General features: G+C 69.4%; 17 protein-coding genes. 11 read left to right on the forward strand and 6 right to left on the reverse strand.

The annotated features are described in order from the left end of the window. Positions 1-48: 48 nt before the first annotated feature. Genes NUG20_RS14485 through NUG20_RS14495 form a run of 3 tightly spaced genes read left to right on the forward strand, consistent with a single transcriptional unit; the run spans position 49 to position 3,233 of the window. Positions 49-1,302 carry an EAL domain-containing response regulator gene (locus tag NUG20_RS14485; RefSeq protein WP_263395157.1) on the forward strand — a complete coding sequence of 418 codons (1,254 nt, stop codon included), beginning with the start codon at positions 49-51 and terminating at the stop codon, positions 1,300-1,302. A gap of 13 nt (positions 1,303-1,315) precedes the next feature. Beyond that, complete coding sequence (locus NUG20_RS14490; RefSeq protein WP_263395158.1) at positions 1,316-2,122, forward strand: CheR family methyltransferase; 807 nt, start codon at positions 1,316-1,318, stop codon at positions 2,120-2,122. Positions 2,123-2,153: 31 nt separating this feature from the next. Then, complete coding sequence (locus NUG20_RS14495) at positions 2,154-3,233, forward strand: protein-glutamate methylesterase/protein-glutamine glutaminase (protein ID WP_263395159.1); 1,080 nt, start codon at positions 2,154-2,156, stop codon at positions 3,231-3,233. A 126-nt stretch (positions 3,234-3,359) separates the two neighbouring features. Here the strand turns inward: NUG20_RS14495 and NUG20_RS14500 are convergent, their stop codons facing one another. Beyond that, positions 3,360-4,922, reverse strand: a complete 1,563-nt coding sequence (locus NUG20_RS14500; RefSeq protein WP_263395160.1) for a phospholipase D family protein — start codon at positions 4,920-4,922, stop codon at positions 3,360-3,362. 88 nt (positions 4,923-5,010) lie between these two features. Then, on the reverse strand, positions 5,011-5,841 hold the full coding sequence (locus NUG20_RS14505) for an AraC family transcriptional regulator (protein ID WP_263395161.1): 831 nt from the start codon (positions 5,839-5,841) through the stop codon (positions 5,011-5,013). Positions 5,842-6,033: 192 nt separating this feature from the next. On the opposite strand from NUG20_RS14505, the gene NUG20_RS14510 reads away from it, so the two are divergent. Both NUG20_RS14510 and NUG20_RS14515 read left to right on the forward strand, forming a co-directional pair. Then, positions 6,034-7,434, forward strand: a complete 1,401-nt coding sequence (locus tag NUG20_RS14510) for an MFS transporter (RefSeq protein ID WP_263395162.1) — start codon at positions 6,034-6,036, stop codon at positions 7,432-7,434. Positions 7,435-7,478: 44 nt separating this feature from the next. Next, positions 7,479-9,470 carry a glycoside hydrolase family 127 protein gene (locus NUG20_RS14515; protein ID WP_263395163.1) on the forward strand — a complete coding sequence of 664 codons (1,992 nt, stop codon included), beginning with the start codon at positions 7,479-7,481 and terminating at the stop codon, positions 9,468-9,470. 25 nt (positions 9,471-9,495) lie between these two features. Here the strand turns inward: NUG20_RS14515 and NUG20_RS14520 are convergent, their stop codons facing one another. Together NUG20_RS14520 and gpmA are read right to left on the reverse strand one after the other, a co-directional pair. Beyond that, on the reverse strand, positions 9,496-9,756 hold the full coding sequence (locus NUG20_RS14520; protein WP_263395164.1) for an SHOCT domain-containing protein: 261 nt from the start codon (positions 9,754-9,756) through the stop codon (positions 9,496-9,498). A gap of 36 nt (positions 9,757-9,792) precedes the next feature. Beyond that, positions 9,793-10,542, reverse strand: coding sequence for a 2,3-diphosphoglycerate-dependent phosphoglycerate mutase (gpmA, locus tag NUG20_RS14525; protein ID WP_263395165.1), 750 nt, complete (start codon positions 10,540-10,542; stop codon positions 9,793-9,795). Positions 10,543-10,828: 286 nt separating this feature from the next. Here gpmA and nfi point away from each other — a divergent pair, with 286 nt between their 5' ends. The 4 genes from nfi (at position 10,829) to NUG20_RS14545 (ending at position 14,259) form a co-directional block, all read left to right on the forward strand. Then, the gene (nfi, locus tag NUG20_RS14530) at positions 10,829-11,539 is read left to right on the forward strand and encodes a deoxyribonuclease V (protein ID WP_263395166.1); all 711 of its coding nucleotides are present in this window, start codon (positions 10,829-10,831) and stop codon (positions 11,537-11,539) included. 127 nt (positions 11,540-11,666) lie between these two features. Next, complete coding sequence (locus NUG20_RS14535) at positions 11,667-12,536, forward strand: pirin family protein (RefSeq protein WP_263395167.1); 870 nt, start codon at positions 11,667-11,669, stop codon at positions 12,534-12,536. A gap of 163 nt (positions 12,537-12,699) precedes the next feature. Continuing rightward, positions 12,700-13,416, forward strand: coding sequence for an aquaporin Z (gene aqpZ / locus NUG20_RS14540; RefSeq protein ID WP_206234888.1), 717 nt, complete (start codon positions 12,700-12,702; stop codon positions 13,414-13,416). 372 nt (positions 13,417-13,788) lie between these two features. Beyond that, positions 13,789-14,259, forward strand: a complete 471-nt coding sequence (locus tag NUG20_RS14545) for a hypothetical protein (protein ID WP_263395168.1) — start codon at positions 13,789-13,791, stop codon at positions 14,257-14,259. Positions 14,260-14,377: 118 nt separating this feature from the next. Here the strand turns inward: NUG20_RS14545 and NUG20_RS14550 are convergent, their stop codons facing one another. After that, complete coding sequence (locus NUG20_RS14550) at positions 14,378-15,238, reverse strand: pirin family protein (protein WP_263395169.1); 861 nt, start codon at positions 15,236-15,238, stop codon at positions 14,378-14,380. A gap of 836 nt (positions 15,239-16,074) precedes the next feature. Here NUG20_RS14550 and NUG20_RS14555 point away from each other — a divergent pair. Beyond that, the gene (locus NUG20_RS14555) at positions 16,075-18,147 is read left to right on the forward strand and encodes a carbon starvation CstA family protein (protein ID WP_263395170.1); all 2,073 of its coding nucleotides are present in this window, start codon (positions 16,075-16,077) and stop codon (positions 18,145-18,147) included. Beyond that, complete coding sequence (locus NUG20_RS14560; RefSeq protein WP_064539465.1) at positions 18,147-18,371, forward strand: YbdD/YjiX family protein; 225 nt, start codon at positions 18,147-18,149, stop codon at positions 18,369-18,371. The genes NUG20_RS14555 and NUG20_RS14560 overlap by 1 nt, the downstream gene beginning before the upstream one ends. 251 nt (positions 18,372-18,622) lie before the next feature. On the opposite strand, the gene NUG20_RS14565 is transcribed toward NUG20_RS14560, so the two are convergent. Beyond that, the gene (locus tag NUG20_RS14565; RefSeq protein ID WP_263395171.1) at positions 18,623-19,309 is read right to left on the reverse strand and encodes an HAD-IA family hydrolase; all 687 of its coding nucleotides are present in this window, start codon (positions 19,307-19,309) and stop codon (positions 18,623-18,625) included. Between the last annotated feature and the right edge of the window lie 140 nt (positions 19,310-19,449).

Genomic DNA, 19,449 nt, shown 5'->3' on the forward strand with positions numbered 1-19,449 from the left:
GTGGCGCATCGCGCCGCGTCCAGCCCTTGTCCACCGGACGGAGTCCGCATGTCGCTCGTTCACGAAACCGCCACGCTCAGCCACTTCGGGACCGTCCTGGTCGTCGACGACAGCCAGGTCCAGTGCGAACACGCGCTGGCGCTGTGCCTGCGGCTGGGCGCGGTGGCGGTGGAAGGCGTGCACGACGGCCATGCCGCGCTGGCGCGGGTGATCCAGGGACCGGCGCCGGGACTGCTGATCGTGGACCTGGAAATGCCCGGCATGGACGGCGTGCAGCTGCTCGACGCGCTGGCCCGCTGCAACGTGCGCGTGCCGATCGTGGTCGCCTCGCAACGCGGCGCGGCGCTGATCGATTCGGTGCTGCAGGTCGGCCGCGCCAACGGCCTGCAGGTGCTGGCGGGGCTGGAGAAGCCGCTGCGCGCCGCCGAGCTCGGCACCGCCCTGCAGGCCAATCCGCCGCCGGCGCCGGCAGCGCGCAACGACGCCAACCTGGACGGCGCCACCGACGCGGCGATGCTGCGCGAGGCGCTGCGCCGCAGCGACATCGAAGTGGCGTACCAGCCCAAGGTGGACATGCGCAGCGGCCAGGTCAGCGGCGTGGAAGCGCTGGCGCGCTGGCGGCATCCGCTCAACGGGCAGATCGCGCCGGACCGCTTCATCGCCCTGGCCGAACGCGAAGGCCTGATCCATACGCTGACCGCCAGCGTCGCCGACCAGGCGATGGCGCGGCTGGCGACCTGGAAGCAATCCGGCTTCCGCCTGACCCTGGCGATCAACCTGTCGCCCTGCCTGCTGCAGGACCCGGGATTGCTCGACGAACTGCACAGCCAACTGCATCGGCACGGTCTGGTGCCGGCCGACGTGATCCTGGAGATCACCGAAAGCTCGCTGGTCGAGGCCAGCGCGCTGGGCATGCTGGCGCGGCTGCGGCTGCAGGGTTTCGGCCTGTCGCTGGACGACTACGGCACCGGCTTTTCCTCATTGCAGCAGCTGACCCGCATCCCCTTCACCGAACTGAAGATCGACCGCATCTTCGTGCACGACGCGCACCGCAGCCGCAATCTGCGCACCGTGCTGGAATCGGCGTTGGGCATGGCCCAGCGGCTGGGCCTGAGCACCGTCGCCGAAGGCATCGAAACGGTCGAGGACTGGCAACTGCTGCAGGAACTTGGCTGCGACCTCGGCCAGGGCTACCTGCTGGCGCGGCCGATGGGCGGCGGCGCGCTGAACACCTGGCTGCTCGAGCACCAGGCGCGGCTGCGCGAACACGGACCCACTTCGGCGCAAGCGCCGCATCACTGACACGCGGACCATCATGACCAGTACCGCCACCATCACCGAGCAGGAATTCGGCAGATTCCAGCGCTTCATCTTCGACGCCGCCGGCATCACCATCTCCCCGGCCAAGAAGGCGATGCTGTGCGGGCGCCTGGGCAAGCGCCTGAAGGCGCACTCGCTGCAGACCTACACCCAGTATCTGAAACTGCTGGAAAGCCGCGAAGGCAGCGCCGAGGTGCAGACCGCGATCGACCTGCTGACCACCAACGAGACCTATTTCTTCCGCGAGCCCAAGCACTTCGACCTGCTGCGCCGGCTGGCCGGCGAGCACAAGGGCAGCGCGCCGTTCCGCAGCTGGAGCGCGGCCAGTTCCAGCGGCGAGGAGGCCTACAGCATGGCGATGGTGCTCGACGACGCGCTGCAGGGACGCGCCTACGAAGTGGTCGGCACCGACATCAGCACCCGCGTGCTGGAAAAGGCGCGCACCGGCCACTATCCGCTGCAGCGCATCGAGCACATGCCGCCGGCGCTGCTCAAGCGCTACTGTCTGAAGGGCCGCGGCGAATACGAGGGCAGCCTGCTGATCGACCGCAAGCTGCGCGACAACGTGCGCTTCCTGCACGCCAACCTCAATGCGTCGCTGCCCAACCTCGGCCAGTTCGACGTGATCTTCCTGCGCAACGTGATGATCTACTTCAACGGCCAGACCAAGCGCGAAGTGGTCGCGCGGGTGCTGTCCACGCTCAAGCGCGGCGGCATCTTCTGCATCGGCCACTCGGAAAGCCTCAACGACATCAACAACGAAGTCGTGCAGGTGGCGCCGTCGGTGTATCGCAAACCATGAGCGCCACTGCGGCCTCCCAAAGGAACGACCGATGACGACGACGATCAAGGCCATGGTGGTCGACGATTCGGCGGTGGTACGGCAGGTGCTGGTGGCGGTGCTCAACGAAGCGCCCGGCATCGAGGTGATCGCCTCGGCCGCCGACCCGCTGCTGGCGATGGACAAGATGCGCCAGCAATGGCCGGACGTGATCGTGCTGGACGTGGAGATGCCGAAGATGGACGGCATCACCTTCCTGCGCAAGATCATGAGCGAACGCCCCACCCCGGTGGTGATCTGCTCCACGCTCACCGAGAAGGGCGCGCGGGTGACCATGGACGCGCTGGCCGCCGGCGCGGTGGCGGTGGTGACCAAGCCCAAGCTGGGCCTGAAGCAGTTCCTCACCGACTCGGCCGAGGAACTGGTGGCCACGGTGCGCACCGCCGCGCGCGCCAACGTCAAGCGCCTGGCCGCACGCAGCGCCGCGCCGCCGGTGGAACCGGAGATCAAGCACAACGCCGACGTGATCCTGCCGGCGCAGGGCGGCCGCGCGCTGGCGCAGACCACCGAACGGGTGATCGCGATCGGCACCTCCACCGGCGGCACCCAGGCGCTGGAGGAAGTGCTGACCGCGCTGCCGCGGGTCAGCCCCGGCATCGTCATCGTCCAGCACATGCCGGAGAAGTTCACCGCCGCATTCGCCGCGCGCCTGGACGGGCTGTGCCAGATCGCGGTGAAGGAAGCGGCCAACAACGACCGCGTGGTGCCCGGCCGCGCGCTGATCGCGCCCGGCGGCAAGCACATGCTGCTGCGCCGCAGCGGCGCGCAGTATTTCGTCGAGGTCGTGGACGGGCCGCCGGTCAACCGGCACCGGCCGTCGGTGGACGTGCTGTTCCGTTCCGCCGCGCGCGCCGCCGGCGCCAACGCGCTGGGCATCATCATGACCGGCATGGGCGACGACGGCGCGGTCGGCCTGCTGGAAATGCGCCAGGCCGGCGCGCGCACCGTGGCCCAGGACGAACAGAGCAGCATCGTGTTCGGCATGCCCAAGGAAGCGATCAAGCGCGGCGGCGCGGAGAAGATCCTGCCGCTGAGCGGGATGGCGCGCGAGATCGTGCAGCAGCTCACCTAACGCGCTCGCCGGATTCTGCATTTGTAGGAGCGGCTCTGGGTGGCCTCGGGCCATCAGCCGCGACAGATGCTATCGGCGCCTGTCGCGGCTAAAGCCGCTCCTACAATTTCGCTACGTTCCGTGCCGCTACAACTGCGACTCCACCGGCAACCAGCCGATCACCCGCGCCGCGGCGCGGCGCCAGAGGCCCGCTTCCGGCTCGCGCTCCCAGCTGCGCGGCGGCTGCGCCGCGTCGTCGTGCCAGCGCAGCGCACCATCCTGCTGCAGCGCCAGCCGGTAGCTCACCGGCGCCGACACCTTGGCCCGGTACAGCCGCTCCAGTTCGGCCGCCGCGGCGCGATCGCGGAACAGCAGACCCATCTCGGTATTGAGGTTCATCGAGCGCGGGTCGAGATTGAACGAGCCGATGAACCCTTCGTCGCCATCGACCACGAAGGCCTTGGTGTGCAGGCTGGCGCCGCTGGAGCCGAACAGGCTGCCGCCCGGATCGCCCTCGGGCTTGAGCTCGAACAGGGCCACGCCCTGGCGCAGCAATGGCACCCGGTAGCCGGCATAGCCGCCATGTACGGCGACCACGTCGTTGGCCGCCAGCGAATTGGTCAGCACGCCGACCGCGACCCCGCGCTGGCGCAGCTGGCCGATCCAGCGCATGCCGTCGTCGCCCGGTACGAAGTACGGCGAGATCAGCGCCAGCTCGCGCTGCGCGCGGGCCATCTCGCCGACCAGCAGCGGCGTCATCCAGTCCGCGCGCGGCGGCGCGCCTTCGGCCTTCTCCGGCGGGTCGGAAACGATCCTGGCCTCGGCGCTCCAATGGATCGGGCGCTCGCCCTCGAGCAGGTTGCGCACGCTGGGCGAACGGCGCAGGCGTTGCGCGTAGGGGTGCGCCCGCGCCGAGCCCAGGCCGGCATCGATGCTGGCGCGCAGCCTGGGCAGCGCGTCCGGCTCGGCCTGGACCAGCGCGCCGAGCGGCACCGCGGTGCGGCTGTTCCAGTAGGCGTCGAAGATCTGCGTGGCCTGCGCCACCGCCGGCCCGACCACGGCGACATCGGTGTCCATGAAGTTGGTGTCGCGCGAGGCATCGAAGTATTCGTCGCCGACGTTGCGCCCGCCGACCACCGCCATGCGCCCGTCGGCGATCCAGGCCTTGTTGTGCATGCGCCGGTTGACGCTGAAGAAGCGCAGCACCAGTTCCACCCCGCGCATCAGCGTGCCTTCGCGGGCGCGGGTCGGGTTGAACAGGCGCACCTCGATCAGCGGGTGGCTGTCCAGCGCGGCCAGCACCGAATTGCTGCCGTGCACGTTCATGTCGTCCAGCAGCAGGCGCACGCGCACGCCGCGGTCGGCGGCGCGCAGCAGTTCGTTGTAGAGCAGGTTGCCGGTGAAGTCCGGATGCCAGATGTAGTACTGCAGGTCCAGGCTGCGCCCGGCCGCGCGCGCGGCCACCGCGCGCACCGCGAACGCCTCGACGTTGTCGGACAGGATCACCATGCCGCTTTGCCCGGCATGGGCCGCGGTCAGCGGCGCCACCACGCGGTCGATCGGGGTGTGCACCACGCTTGCCGGCAGCGCATGGCTGGCCGGGCCGCGAACGCGGTCGGCGAAGCGGCCGTAGAAGTACAACGCCGCCAGCGAGGCCAGGACCAGCCCGGCCAGGGCGATGCCGCTCCGCTTCAATACCTTCTTCTTCATTCGCGCATGTCCCCGGGAAGTCGGCGCAGTGTAGGCAATGCGGTGTGTAGAGGGCCGTGCGGTTCGGCGGCAGCGAGCGTTCGCGCGCTCAGCCCGAATTGATGTGCTCCTTGCAGTACAGCCGCCGGTAGGCGGTCGGGGTCATGCCCAGGCGCTGGCGGAAGATGCGGCGGAAGTAGCCGCCGTCGCTGAAGCCGGCGCGCTGCGCCACCTCGTCGACGCCGCAGGTGTTCACCAGCAGCAGCTTCTCGGCGAAGGCGATGCGCTGGCGATGGATCGCCTCGGTCAGCGTGGTGCCGAACGCACGGCGGTAGATGCGCCCCAGGTAGTCCGGATTGCAGTGCAGCTGCGCGGCCAGCGTGGAGGCGTTGAGCGCGGTGTGGAACTGGGTGCCGATCAGTTGTTTGGCGCGGTACGCCAGCGCCACGCCGGCGCGGTCGGAGTCGTGCGGGTCGGGCCAGGCGCCGGCCACGCATTGCAGCATCGACAGCACGATCGGCTCCAGCATCGGCAGCGTGCGCCGCTCCTCCTGCTCGCCGAGGAACCAGCGGAACAGGCCGACGAAGCGCTCCGGATCGCGGATCGCGGTGCGTTGCGGCATCGACAGCAGGGTCGCCTCGGCGGATGCGGCGGCGGCCGCCGCCACATCCGCCGCCAGTTCGAAATGCACCCAGTAGAAGCGCAGGTCGTCGGCGAAGCGGCCCAGGCCGGCATGCTCGCGGCCCGGCCACAGCAGCAGGGTCTCGCCGGGGCCGATATGGAAGTCGCTGTCCTGCTCGCGGATCGACAAGGTGCCGCGTTCGACGAAGATCAGTTCGTAGGACTGGATCACCCGCGTCGGATGCGCGCCGAGCCCGCGGGAAATGAACAGGCCGCCGTTCTGGACCCGGATCGGATAGGCGACTGCGAGTTCGAGCATGTCGGAAACGTCTCCCCTGTCGCGCCTCACGCTGCATTGCAGCAAATAACGCACGCTGCGACCGTCCGCGGCCACAGCATCGCGCAGGTCGGAATCGTACCGTTTTTATACTGCACAGGCTCTTGTTCCGTTGCCGGCGGCATGCGACGTTTGCCGGGCGCCGCACTCCGCGCCCCGCAAGGAACCGTTCCGTTGAATGCGACCGCCGTTGGTCCCGTTGCCGCAGGCGCCGAACAGGCCGCCGCGCACAAACTCTCGCGCCTGGAAAAGTTCGGCTATGGCCTGGGCGATGCCGGCGGCACCATCGTCACCTGCCTGATCGCCAACTTCCTCACGTTCTTCTACACCGACGTGTTCGGGCTGACCCCGGCGCTGGTCGGCACCCTGTTCACCGTGCTGCGCATCGCCGATGCGGTATCCGACCCGTTGATGGGCGTGCTCGCCGACCGTACCCGCAGCCGCTGGGGCCGCTTCCGCGGCTGGCAGCTGTGGATCGCGCTGCCGATCGGCATCGCCTGCGTGCTGACCTTCAGCACCCCGCAACTGGGCTACGCGGCCAAGGTCGCCTATGCCTTCGCCAGCTATTTCCTGCTGTCGCTGTGCTACACCGCGATCAACGTGCCGTATTGCGCGCTGATCAACAGCATGACCGGCGACCATCGCGAAGTGGTGTCGGCGCAGTCGTGGCGCTTCGTGCTGTGCGGCATCGCCGGCTTCCTGGTCTCGGTCGGCCTGCCGTGGCTGGTGCGGGTGCTTGGCGACGGCGACGTCGCACGCGGCTACCAGCTCGGCGTGGGCCTGCTCAGCGTGCTGGCGGTGGCGATGTTCCTGTGCTGCTTCTTCGCCGTGCGCGAGCGCGTGCCGGTCAGCCTGCTCGGCGAGGCGGGCATCGGCCAGCACCTGCGCGGGCTGCTGCGCAACGACCAGATGCGGCTGGTGCTGCTGATGTCGTTCCTGCTGATCAACGTGTTCAACATCCGCGGCGGCGGCTACCTGTACTTCATCACCTACGTGCTCGGCGGCAGCCCCGGCTACGCCTCGCTGTTCTTCGCGATGGTGGCGCTGGCCACGGTGCTGGGCGCGATCGTGGTCAATGCGCTGTGCCGCCGCTTCGATCCGCTGGCGCTGTACCTGCACACCAACCTGGCGCTGGCGGTGCTGGGCGTGCTGCAGTGGTGGATGCCCACCGGCCCGGCGCAGCAGACGCTGTGGCTGGGGCTGATCTTCGTCAACTGCCTGGTGCTGGGCTTCGCGCTGCCGCTGCACTTCTCGATCATGGCCTTCGCCGACGACTACGGCGCCTGGAAGAACCGGGTGCGCTCTTCCGGCATCAATTTCGCCTTCAACCTGTTCTGCATCAAGCTGGCCTGGGCGTCGAGCGCGGTGGTGATCAGCTACCTGTTCGTGCGCGTGGGCTACCGCGCCGGCGCCGAACACCAGACCGCCGCCTCGCTGCAGGCGATCACCCTGCTGGAAACGCTGATTCCCGCGGCCATCCACCTGCTGCTGGCCGCGGTGATCTACCGCTGCCGCCTGCGCCGGCCGCTGCTGGCCGAGGTCGCCGCCGACCTGGCCGCGCGCCCGGTGCACTGACGCCCTTCCCTCTCCCTCTCTCCCTCCCCAGGATCATCGCCTCCATGCCGCTTTCGCTCGCCCCGCCGCCCGAACTCCCGCTCGACCGCCTGCGCATCGCCGACCCGTTCTGGCAGCGCTACCAGCGCCTGGTGCAGGAGGTGGTGCTGCCCTACCAGTGGGACGCGCTCAACGACAACGTCGCCGATGCCGAACCCAGCCACGCGATCGAGAACTTCCGCATCGCCGCCGGCCGCAGCGACGGCGCGTTCTACGGCATGGTGTTCCAGGACAGCGACGTGGCCAAGTGGCTGGAAGCGGTGGCCTACCTGCTCGCGCAGCACCCCGATCCGGCGCTGGAGCGCGATGCCGACGCCACCATCGAGCTGATCGGCGCCGCGCAACAGGCCGACGGCTACCTCAATACCTATTTCACGGTGAAGGCGCCGGAGCAGCGCTGGACCAATCTTGCCGAATGCCACGAGCTGTATTGCGCCGGGCACATGATCGAGGCCGGCGTCGCCTACCACCAGGCCACCGGCAAGCGCGCTTTGCTGGACATCGTGTGCCGGCTCGCCGACCACATCGATGCCACGTTCGGCCCCGGCCCGGAGCAATTGCACGGCTATCCCGGGCATCCGGAGATCGAACTGGCGTTGATGCGCCTGTACGAAGCCACCGGCGAGCCGCGCTATCTGGCGCTGACCCGCTACTTCGTCGAACAGCGCGGCCGCACCCCGCACTACTACGACGAGGAATACGAAAAGCGCGGCCGCAGCTTTTTCTGGGGCGGCCACGGGCCGGCGTGGATGATCGAGGACAAGGCCTACAGCCAGGCGCACGTACCGGTCGCGCTGCAGACCACCGCGGTCGGCCATGCGGTGCGCTTCGTCTACCTGTACGCCGGCGTGGCGCATCTGGCGCGGCACAGCGGCGATGCGCAGCTGCGCGCGACCTGCGAGCGGCTGTGGGAGAACACCACCCAGCGGCAGCTGTACCTCACCGGCGCGATCGGCGCGCAGAGCTACGGCGAGGCGTTCAGCGTCGACTACGACCTGCCCAACGACACCGCCTACAATGAGAGCTGCGCCTCGATCGGGCTGATGATGTTCGCCAACCGCATGCTGCAGCTGGCGCCGGACAGCCGCTACGCAGACGTGATGGAGCGCGCGCTGTACAACACGGTGCTGGCCGGCATGGCGCTGGACGGGCGCCACTTCTTCTACGTCAATCCGCTGGAAGTGCATCCGCCCACCGTACACGGCAACCACGGCTTCGACCACGTCAAGCCGGTGCGCCAGCGCTGGTTCGGCTGCGCCTGCTGCCCACCGAACATCGCCCGCGTGCTGACCTCGCTCGGCCACTACATCTACACCCGCCGCGACGACACGCTGTACGTGAACCTGTACGTCGGCAGCGATGCCGCCTTCGACGTGGACGGGCAGACGCTGACCCTGCGCCAGCGCGGCGACTATCCGTGGCAGGAGCGGGTCGAACTGAGCGTGGATTGCGAGGCGCCGATCGACGCCGCGCTGGCGCTGCGCCTGCCGGACTGGTGCCGCGCGCCGCAGCTGCGGCTCAACGGCGAAGCGGTCGCAATCGACGCGCACCTGCAGCACGGCTACTGCGTGCTGCGCCGGCGCTGGCAGCGCGGCGACACCCTGCAACTGGACTTGCCGATGCCGGTGATGCGGGTCAGCGGGCATCCGCGCGTGCGCCATCTGGCCGGCAAGGTCGCGCTGCAACGCGGGCCGCTGGTGTACTGCCTGGAGCAGGCCGACAACGGCGCGCAGCTGCATCAGCTGCGCCTGCCCGCCGGTGCGGCGATCCGCACCGAACCCGGCAGCGGCACGCTGGCCGGCCAGGTGCTGCTGCAGGCCGAGGGCGAACGCCTGCACGGCCACGACGACGCCCAGGCCGACGCCTTGCCGCTGTACCGCTACGACGCGCCGCCGGCATCGCGGCAGGCGCAGACCCTGACCTTCGTGCCCTACTTCGCCTGGGCCAACCGCGGCGAAGGCGAGATGCGGGTATGGGTGGACGAGCGCGGCGACTGAGGTTGGTCGCCGCTGCGCTGCGCGCTCACAGCTTGGCCAGGATCTGCTCGCGCCGGTGTGCGTATTCCGCCTGATCGATCAGGCCTTGCGCGCGCAACGCCTCGAGCGCGCGCAGCCGCGCTTCCACCGATGCCGCGGGCGGCAGCGGTGGCGGCGCAGCGGCGCGCTGGGACATTCGTGCACGCCGGTCCGCGCGCATGGCCAACCACACCACCGCCAAGACCAGCACCGGCAGCGCCAGCACCACCAACAGAATCACCAAGTGCCAGACACTGAACGCGAACATCCCATCCTCCTTGATGCGGCGCGCACCGTGCGCGCGTTACTTGGCCTTGCCCTGGTTGGCGACGGCCTCTGCCGCCTTCTTCGCCGCTTCCGGATCGCCGAGATAGCGGTAGGACTGCACCAGCAACGCATCGTCCAGCTCGAACAGCAGCGGGATGCCGGTGGGGATGTTGAGCTCCAGGATTTCTTCGCGCGACACGCCGTTCAAATACTTGTACAGCGCGCGCAGCGAGTTGCCGTGCGCGGTGACCAGCACGGTCTGCCCGGCCTTCAGCTGCGGCGCGATCGCGTCGTGCCAGTACGGCAGCACGCGCTCGAGCGTGGTCGCCAGCGACTCGGTGGCCGGCAGCGCGTTGCGGTCGAGCGTGGCGTAGCGGCGGTCGTGCAGCGGGTGGCCCGGGTCCTCGGCGTCCATCGGCGGCGGCGGGATGTCGTAGGAACGGCGCCAGATCTTGACCTGCTCCTCGCCGTGCTTGGCCGCGGTCTCGGCCTTGTCCAGGCCCTGCAGGCCGCCGTAGTGGCGCTCGTTGAGGCGCCAGCTCTTGTGCACCGGCAGCCAGTCCTGGTCCAGTTCCTTCAGCGCGCCCTGCAGGGTGTGGATGGCGCGCTTGAGCACCGAGGTGTGCGCCACGTCGAACTGCAGCCCCTCCTCGCGCATCAGGCGGCCGGCGGCCACGGCTTCCTGGCGGCCTTGTTCGGTGAGTTCCACGTCCACCCAGCCGGTGAAGCGGTTATCCAGGTTCCACTGGCTCTGGCCATGGCGCAACAGTACGAGTTTGCGGGTCACTGCGACGGTCTCCGTTGGGGGATGCAAGGGTCGTGCGGCCCTGGATTGTAGCGGGATCGCCGTAAGCGGTGCCGTGGCGGCCGCAGCGCGGATCCACCCAAGCGTTTCGATCCGGATCGATGTCACTTGTGGGAGCGACTTCAGTCGCGACAGGCGTTACCGGGAATGCCCGTCGCGACTGAAGTCGCTCCCACAACGCTTCGCCATCTGCAATTACCCGAGCCATACCCGAGCGACGGCGCAGCCCTGCACGCCACAGCCACGATCACCGCGCGATCATCGCCACATGGACACTTCTTCGCACACGGTCTTCGGCGACTGGGACGGCAGCGTCGTGCAGGCGCGGGCGCTGCAGGCCACGCTGGCCAAGCAAGTGCGCTTGCACGACGAGGTGCCGGACCCGCCGCGCTGGCTGGCCGGGTTCGACGTCGGCTTCGAGGACGAAGGCCGCATCACCCGCGCCGCCGCGGTGCTGATCGACGCCGACACCCTGCAGCCGCAGCAAGCGGAGATCGCCCGCGTGCCGACCTCGATGCCCTACGTGCCGGGCCTGCTGAGCTTCCGCGAACTGCCGGCGCTGCTGGCCGCGCTGGCGCTGCTGCGGCAGCGCCCGGACCTGGTGTTCGTCGACGGCCAGGGCATCGCCCATCCGCGCCGGCTCGGCATCGCCGCGCACTTCGGCGTGGTCACCGGCCTGCCCAGCATCGGCGTGGCGAAGAAGCTGCTGGCCGGGCGCTACGACGAACCCGGGCCGCAGGCCGGCGACCACAGCCCGATCGTGCATCGCGGCGACACCGTCGGCTGGGCGCTGCGCAGCAAGCCGCGCTGCAATCCGTTGATCGTCTCGCCCGGCCACCGCGTGGTGGTGGACAGCGCGCTGGACTGGACCCAGCGCTACCTGCGCGGCTACCGCCTGCCGGAGCCGACCCGCCTGGCCGACCGCCTGGCCTCGCGCCGCGGCGAGGTCGCGATCCCGACCCAGCCCGGGCTGCTGTAGCCCCGGCGCGACGTGCGCAGGCCGCGTTGCCCCGGCGCACGGCGGAACGTTGCGTTTTGCCAGCGCCCGGGCGCCCTGCCGCGGCGGCGTGCGAAGCTTGCATCCCCGTTCGCCGCGAGTGCCCGCCATGCCCACCCTGATCGCCCCCCGCGTCCACGACATCGGCGGTTTCCAAGTGCGCCGCGCGGTGCCCAGCCTGCAGGCGCGCAGCGTCGGCCCGTTCGTGTTCATCGACCACATGGGCCCGGCGATCTTCGAACCCGGCCACGGCGTCGACGTGCGCCCGCATCCGCATATCGGCCTGGCCACGGTGACCTTCCTGTGGTCCGGCGAGATCGGCCACCGCGACACGCTCGGCTCGGACCAGGTGATCCGCGCCGGCGACGTCAACTGGATGACCGCCGGGCGCGGCATCGCCCATTCCGAACGCACGCCGTCGCCGCTGCGCGCGCAGCCGCACCCGCTGCACGGCATGCAGACCTGGGTGGCGCTGCCGAAGTCGGCCGAGGAAACCGCGCCGGCGTTCTACCACCACGCCGCCGCCAGCCTGCCGCAGCAGCGCCGCGACGGGGTGTGGCTGCGGGTGATCGCCGGCCGCGCCTACGGCGAGGAATCGCCGGTCAAGGTGTTCGCCGACACGCTGAACGTGGCGCTGGACCTGGACGCGGACGCGGAGATCGACCTGGACACCGGCCACGTGCAGCGCTCGCTGTACGTGCTGGAGGGCGAGGCGCAACTGGACGGCGTGGACATCCCCGCGCGCTACCTGGTGTTGCCCGAACCCGGCGCGCGCGGCCGGCTGCGCGCCAAGACCCCGCTGAAGGCGATGCTGATGGGCGGCGAGCCGCTGGACGGCCCGCGCCACCTGTGGTGGAACTTCGTCTCCAGCTCCACCGAGCGCATCGAGCAGGCCAAGCGCGACTGGCAAGAAGGCCGCTTCGGCCTGATCCCCGGCGACGACCAGGAATTCATTCCGCTGCCCGAGCCTGGCAAGTAAGGGCTGCCGGCACGCCCGGCCGCCGCCGCGTCCGCAGCGGCGACCGTGGCCGTGGCCGTGGCCGTGCATGATGACGACACAAACGTTGAACTGAGACCGTCCGCACTATTCAATGGCGGAACCGCCCACACGGGGCGGCGCCTTTCATGACACGGAGCTTGTTATGTCAATGACCAAACGCCTGACGGCGGAATTTCTCGGTACGTTCTGGCTGGTACTCGGCGGCTGCGGCAGCGCGGTGCTCGCCGCCAAGTTCGGCGGCGACGGCAACCCGCTGGGTATCGGCCTGCTCGGGGTCGCGCTGGCGTTCGGCCTGACCGTGCTGACCGGGGCGTACGCGTTCGGCCATATTTCCGGCGGCCATTTCAACCCGGCGGTCAGCCTCGGCCTGTGCGCCGGCGGACGCTTCCCCATGGCCGACGTGCTGCCCTACGTAGTGGCGCAGGTGGCCGGCGCGATCGTGGCCGGATTCGTCTTGCTGCAGATCGCCCAGGGCGCGCCCGGCTTCGCGATCGATCCGGGCCAGGCCGGCGCATTCGCCAGCAATGGATACGGCGCGTTGTCGCCCGGGGGCTATTCGCTGGTTGCCGCTCTGCTGTGCGAAGTGGTGCTCACCGCAGTGTTCCTGCTGGTCATCATGGGCGCGACCCACCAGAACGCGCCGGCCGGATTCGCCCCGATCGCGATCGGCCTGGCGCTGACCCTGATCCACCTGATCAGCATCCCGGTGACCAACACGTCGGTCAATCCGGCCCGTTCGACCGGCGTGGCGCTATTCGCCGGCAGCGGCGCGATCGGCCAGCTCTGGCTGTTCTGGGTCGCCCCGCTGCTCGGCGGCGTGATCGGCGGCGCGCTCTACCGCGTGCTTGGCAGGCGCTGAACACCGCACCGCGTCCACGCCGCAATGCCGGCGTGGACGCGGCCCGACATCGCATCCCGGCACGCTGCCTGCTGCCGACCGACCCGGGGAATCGCGTCCGCGGCGCGATCGCGGCGTTCGCACCTCGGAGCGAGGCTTGCGGATCGCGGCAGCCGGATCGGCACGCCAATTGTCAAGTGCCGCCAGCTGGGCTATGGTTCGGACAGCGGCCGGGGCAATTGCAGCCGCACACACCGGGACACGCACTGCGTAGGGGTATGCACTGCACCGATCCCGCAATGCAACGAGGGTGACGTGGCGTGCCGGCCTGCGTGGGCGTGCGCTGAAAAGATCGAGACCGTCGCACTGCGACGGCGCATGGGGACATCGCGAATGAAGCTTGCAAACTGGCTTACCGGCCCCTTGGTTCTGGCCGCCGTGCTGCCTGCGGCCGCCGCCATGGCGCAGCAGGCGCAGAACTGCCCGCAACTGCCGCCGCAGGCGAAGCTGCAGTGGAACGAGCGCAGCGACAAGGGCTTCATCGTGTGCCGGGCGGTGGCCGCCGACGGCCGCCAGGTGCTGGGCATGATGCTGACCGCGCGCGACCCGAACATCCCGCTGGCGCGCAACCTGCGCGAAGAGAAAGGCAGCATCGCCGGCGAGAGCATGCACTGGTACCGGCCCGACCTGGGCGGCGTCGACGCCCCCGGCCTGGCCTCGCGCCGCGTCACCGTGGTCGAGCTGGGCAAGGACCACTACGCGCAGGTCTGGATCGACGCCGGCGACGTGCAGGAGCTGCAATCGCTGCAGTCGCTGGTGCAGGGCCTGGACATGAGTCCGACCCGGCTGGCGCTGGATCGCTGACTGTCCTCGCAGCCCCCTGTAGGAGCGGCTTCAGCCGCGACCGGGCATTACCGGTAAAGCCCGGTCGCGGCTGAAGCCGCTCCTACAGAGTTTCATGGCGTCGATCCACAACAAGCCGCTAGAACCGCCCTTCCTGGAAATCCACGAACGCCTGCATCAGCTCTTCGCGCGTGTTCATCACGAACGGCCCGTGCCGCGCCACCGGCTCGCGCAGCGGCCGCCCGGCGACCAGGATCAGCCGCGCGCCGGCGTTGCCCGCCTGCAGCTGCAGCAGGTCGCCGCCGCCGAGCACGGCCAGGGTCTGCGCCGGCAGTGCGCGCATGGCTTCGCCCTCGCCCACCGCCGCCGCGCCCTCGTAGGCATACGCGAACGCGTTGTGCCCGTCCGGCAGCAGGAAGTCCCAGCGCGCGTCGGCGTCGAGCGCGATGTCCAGATACAGCGGATCGGTAGCCGGCTGCGCGATCGGCCCGTGCACGTCGCCGACCTGGCCGGCGATCACCTTGACCGTCACCCCCGACGCCGGCTGCGCCAGCGGAATGCGCTCGGGCGCGAACTCCTGGTAGCGCGGCGCGGTCATCTTGTCGCGCGCCGGCAGGTTCACCCACAGCTGGAAGCCGCGCATGCGCCCGGACTCCTGTTCCGGCATCTCCGAATGCACCAGGCCGCGGCCGGCGGTCATCCACTGCACGCTGCCCGGGGTCAGCAGGCCCTCGTTGCCGTGGTTGTCCTTGTGCCGCATGCGCCCGTCGAGCATGTAGGTGACGGTCTCGAAACCGCGGTGCGGATGGCTGGGGAAGCCGCCGATGTAGTCCTCGGCGCGGTCGGTGCCGAATTCGTCCAGCAGCAGGAACGGATCCAGCTCGGGCAGTTCGGCGCCGCCGATGACCCGGGTCAGCCTGACCCCGTCGCCGTCGGCGGTGGCGCGGCCACGGATCGTGCGCACGATGCGCGCAGGCGCGGCGGTGGTGGTGTCGGTCATTGCGGCAATCTCCTGATGAAGCACCCGATATGGGCGTGCACACGGCGACGGCCAATCGCGACCGGCGCAACCCATCGTTCCATCGCGGACTCGCCAAGCGGCCCTCGGCCGCCTGGCGTGCCGGCGCTGCGCTGGTGCCGGCCGTAGGAGATCCTGTGGGAGGGACTTCAGTCCCGACTGCAGCCAGCCCGGCGGTTCCATGCCCTGCTCTTCCACCCGATGCCTCGGGCCTGATGCCGATCGCGGGCCACCTCAACGCGCCGCGGCCTGCACCACCGTCATCGTCAGGACCTGGGTCGATGGCAGCGCACGCCGGTCCAGCACTGCTGCCCTGCCGCCGGCCCTACAAGCTGTTGTGGGAGGGACTTCAGTCCCGACTGCAGCCAGGCCGGCGATTCCACGCCCTGCTCTTCCACCCGATGCCTCGCGCCTGATGCCGGTCACGGGCCACCTCGACGCGCGCAGCCTGCATCATCGCCATCGCCAGGACCCGCGCCGATGGCAGCGCACGCCGGTCCAGCACTGCTGCCCTGGCGCCGGCCCTACAAGCCGTTGTGGGAGGGACTTCAGTCCCGACTGCAGCCAGGCCGGCGATTCCACGCCCTGCTCTTCCACCCGATGCCTCGCGCCCGCTGCCGATCACGGGCCACCACGACGCGACACAGCCTGCACGTGGTCATCGCCAAGACCTGCGCCGATGCGGCACACGCCGGTCCAGCGCCATCGCCCACCACCGCGGCCTACGACCAAAGTACTAGGGCCACGACGTGTCCCGGGATTGACCCCCCAGGCCATCGGGGCGACCCTTGCCGGAATCTCGTCGGGGAGCGATCTGCATGAAAGGGTTTTCCAAACTGGCCTGGGCCGCGCTCGCGGTGCTGGCGGCGTTCTGCCTGGGCACCATCGCCCTGCGCCGCGGCGAACACATCAACGCGCTGTGGATCGTGGTCGCCGCGGTCTCGATCTACCTGATCGCCTATCGCTTCTACAGCCTGTTCATCGCCACCAAGGTGATGCAGCTCGACCCCACCCGCGCCACCCCGGCGGTGCTCAACAACGACGGCCTGGACTACGTGCCGACCAACAAGCACGTGCTGTTCGGCCACCACTTCGCCGCCATCGCCGGCGCCGGGCCGCTGGTCGGGCCGGTACTCGCCGCGCAGATGGGCTACCTGCCCGGCCTGCTGTGGCTGGTGGTCGGCGTGGTGTTCGCCGGCGCGGTGCAGGACTTCGTGGTGCTGTTCCTGTCCAGCCGCCGCAACGGCCGCTCGCTCGGCGACCTGGTGCGCGAGGAGATGGGCCAGGTGCCCGGCACCATCGCCCTGTTCGGCGCGTTCCTGATCATGATCATCATCCTGGCGGTGCTGGCGATGGTGGTGGTCAAGGCGCTGGCGGAAAGCCCGTGGGGCATGTTCACGGTGATCGCGACGATGCCGATCGCGATCCTGATGGGCGTGTACATGCGCTACATCCGTCCCGGCAAGATCGGCGAGATCTCGATCGTCGGGCTGATCCTGCTGCTGGCCGCGATCTGGTTCGGCGGCAAGGTCGCCGCCGACCCGACGTGGGGGCCGGCCTTCACCTTCACCGACGTGCAGATCACCTGGATGCTGATCGGCTACGGCTTCGTCGCCTCGGTGCTGCCGGTGTGGCTGCTGCTGGCGCCGCGCGACTACCTGTCCACCTTCCTCAAGATCGGCACCATCATCGCCCTGGCCATCGGCATCCTGGTGGTCATGCCCGACCTGAAGATGCCGGCGCTGACCCAGTACGCGCACAACGGCATGGGCCCGGTGTGGACCGGCGGCATCTTCCCGTTCCTGTTCATCACCATCGCCTGCGGCGCGGTGTCCGGCTTCCATGCGCTGATCGCCTCCGGCACCACGCCCAAGCTGCTCGCCAACGAAGGCCACATGCGCTACATCGGCTACGGCGGCATGCTGATGGAATCGTTCGTCGCGGTGATGGCGCTGGTCGCCGCCTCGATCATCGAACCGGGCGTGTACTTCGCGATGAACGCGCCGGCTTCGATGGTCGGCAGCGACGTCGTCGCGGTCGCGGCGAAGGTCAGCGAGTGGGGCTTCGCGATCACCCCCGAGGTGCTCGAGGCCACCGCGCGCGACATCGGCGAGACCACCATCCTGGCCCGCGCCGGCGGCGCCCCGACCCTGGCGGTGGGCATCGCGCAGATCCTGCACCAGTTGCTGCCGGGCGAGGACATGATGGCGTTCTGGTACCACTTCGCGATCCTGTTCGAAGCGCTGTTCATCCTCACCGCGGTCGACGCCGGCACCCGCGCCGGGCGCTTCATGCTGCAGGACCTGCTCGGCAATTTCGTCCCGGCGCTGAAGAGGACCGAGTCGTGGAGCGCCAACATCATCGCCACCGCCGGCTGCGTGGCGCTGTGGGGCTACCTGCTGTACACCGGGGTCAAGGACCCGTACGGCGGCATCCGCACGCTGTGGCCGCTGTTCGGCATCTCCAACCAGATGCTCGCCGGCATCGCGCTGATGCTGGGCACGGTGGTGCTGTTCAAGCTCAAGCGCGACCGCTACGCCTGGGTCACCATCGTGCCGGCGCTGTGGCTGCTGATCTGCACCACCTACGCCGGGCTGATCAAGATCTTCGACCCGAACCCGGCGCAGGGCTTCCTGGCGCAGGCGCACAAGTTCCAGGACGCGATCGCCAGCGGCACCATCACCGCCCCGGCCAAGACGGTGGCGCAGATGCAGCAGATCGTCACCAACGCCTACGTCAACACCGGGCTGACCGCGCTGTTCCTGTTCGTGGTGCTCTCGGTCCTGATCTACGCGGTCAAGACCATCCTCGCCGCGCGCCGCAACCCGCAGCGCAGCGACAAGGAAACGCCTTATGTGGCGCTGCAGCCGCACCAGATGGCGGACCTGTGATGAGCAACGACCTGGTCCCGGTCGGCCAGTACCAGGCGCACCGCCGACTGTGGCGGCGCCTGGTGCAGACCGCGCGGCTGTGCTGCGGCATCCCCGACTACGACAACTACGTGCGCCACGTGCTGGAGAAGCACCCCGACCGCCAGCCGATGGACTACAAGACCTTCTTCCGCGAGCGCCAGGAAGCGCGGTATGGCGGCAAGAGCGGGTTTCGTTGTTGTTGAAGCTCGGGACTCGGGACGGCAAAATGATGTCCTGGGGTAAATCGCTGTCAAGCGATTTGACGCAAAAAAGGCCGCTTTTTTAAAAAGCGGCCCTTTTTTTTGGTCTTCGGCGCAATCGCTTTTCTGTGGGAGGGGCTTTAGCCCCAACGCCTTACCGACAACGCGTCGGGGCTAAAGCCCCTCCCACAGAAAAGCGCAAATGCGGCGAACTTGCGAAAATCCGAGTCCCGAGTCCCGAGTCCCGGCCCAAGCTACGCCGCCGCTGCACGCACCAATTCGGCATAGACCTGCGGCAACTGCCGCATCCGCTCCATCACCGCCGCCACGCCAAGCTGACGCAGGGTTTCGGCATGGCCCGGCGGGATGTGCGCGGCGCCGGTGAAGCCGATCACGGTCATGCCCGCGGCCAGCGCGGCGCTGGCGCCGGTGGCGCTGTCCTCGATCACCAGGCAGCGTTGCGGCGCCGCGCCCAGGGTGTGCGCGGCCAACAGATACACGTCCGGCGCCGGCTTCGGCCGCGCCACCATGTCGGCGCCGAAGACGTTGCCGCCGACGCGCTCGGTGAGCCCGGCGCGCGCCACCGAGGCGACCACGCTGTGGCGCTGGCTGTTGGAGGCGACCGCCAGCGGCAGCGCGATCGCGAGTAGGGCCTCGCGCACGTCCGCGATCGGCTGCACCTCGGCGGCGATCAGCGCCTCGGAGCGCTGGCGGATGTCGTCGAACAATCCCGGCGGCAGCGCCACCGCGAAATGCCGCTGCACGCGCTCGACGATCTCGTCGGCGGTCTGGCCGAAGCTGCCGGCCAGGAAGTGTTCGAGGTCGGCCCGCGGCACATAGGCGCCCAGGGCCTCGAGCATGACCCGGTCGGCCAGCACCTCGCTGTCGACGAGCACGCCGTCGCAGTCGCTGATCAGCAGGTCGAAGGGGGTCGCGGTCATCGCCAGGCTCCTCGTGCAAACCCACATTATGCCGGGCTGCGCATGTACGCCGCCGTGCTCGCGGCGCCGCCAACGCGTGTCTGCAGCGTACGGCGCGCGCCGCACAGGCATGCGCACCGGGACGTGGGACCGATCTGGGG

Source organism: Xanthomonas sp. CFBP 8443 (genome assembly GCF_025666195.1).
Taxonomy (GTDB): domain Bacteria; phylum Pseudomonadota; class Gammaproteobacteria; order Xanthomonadales; family Xanthomonadaceae; genus Xanthomonas_A.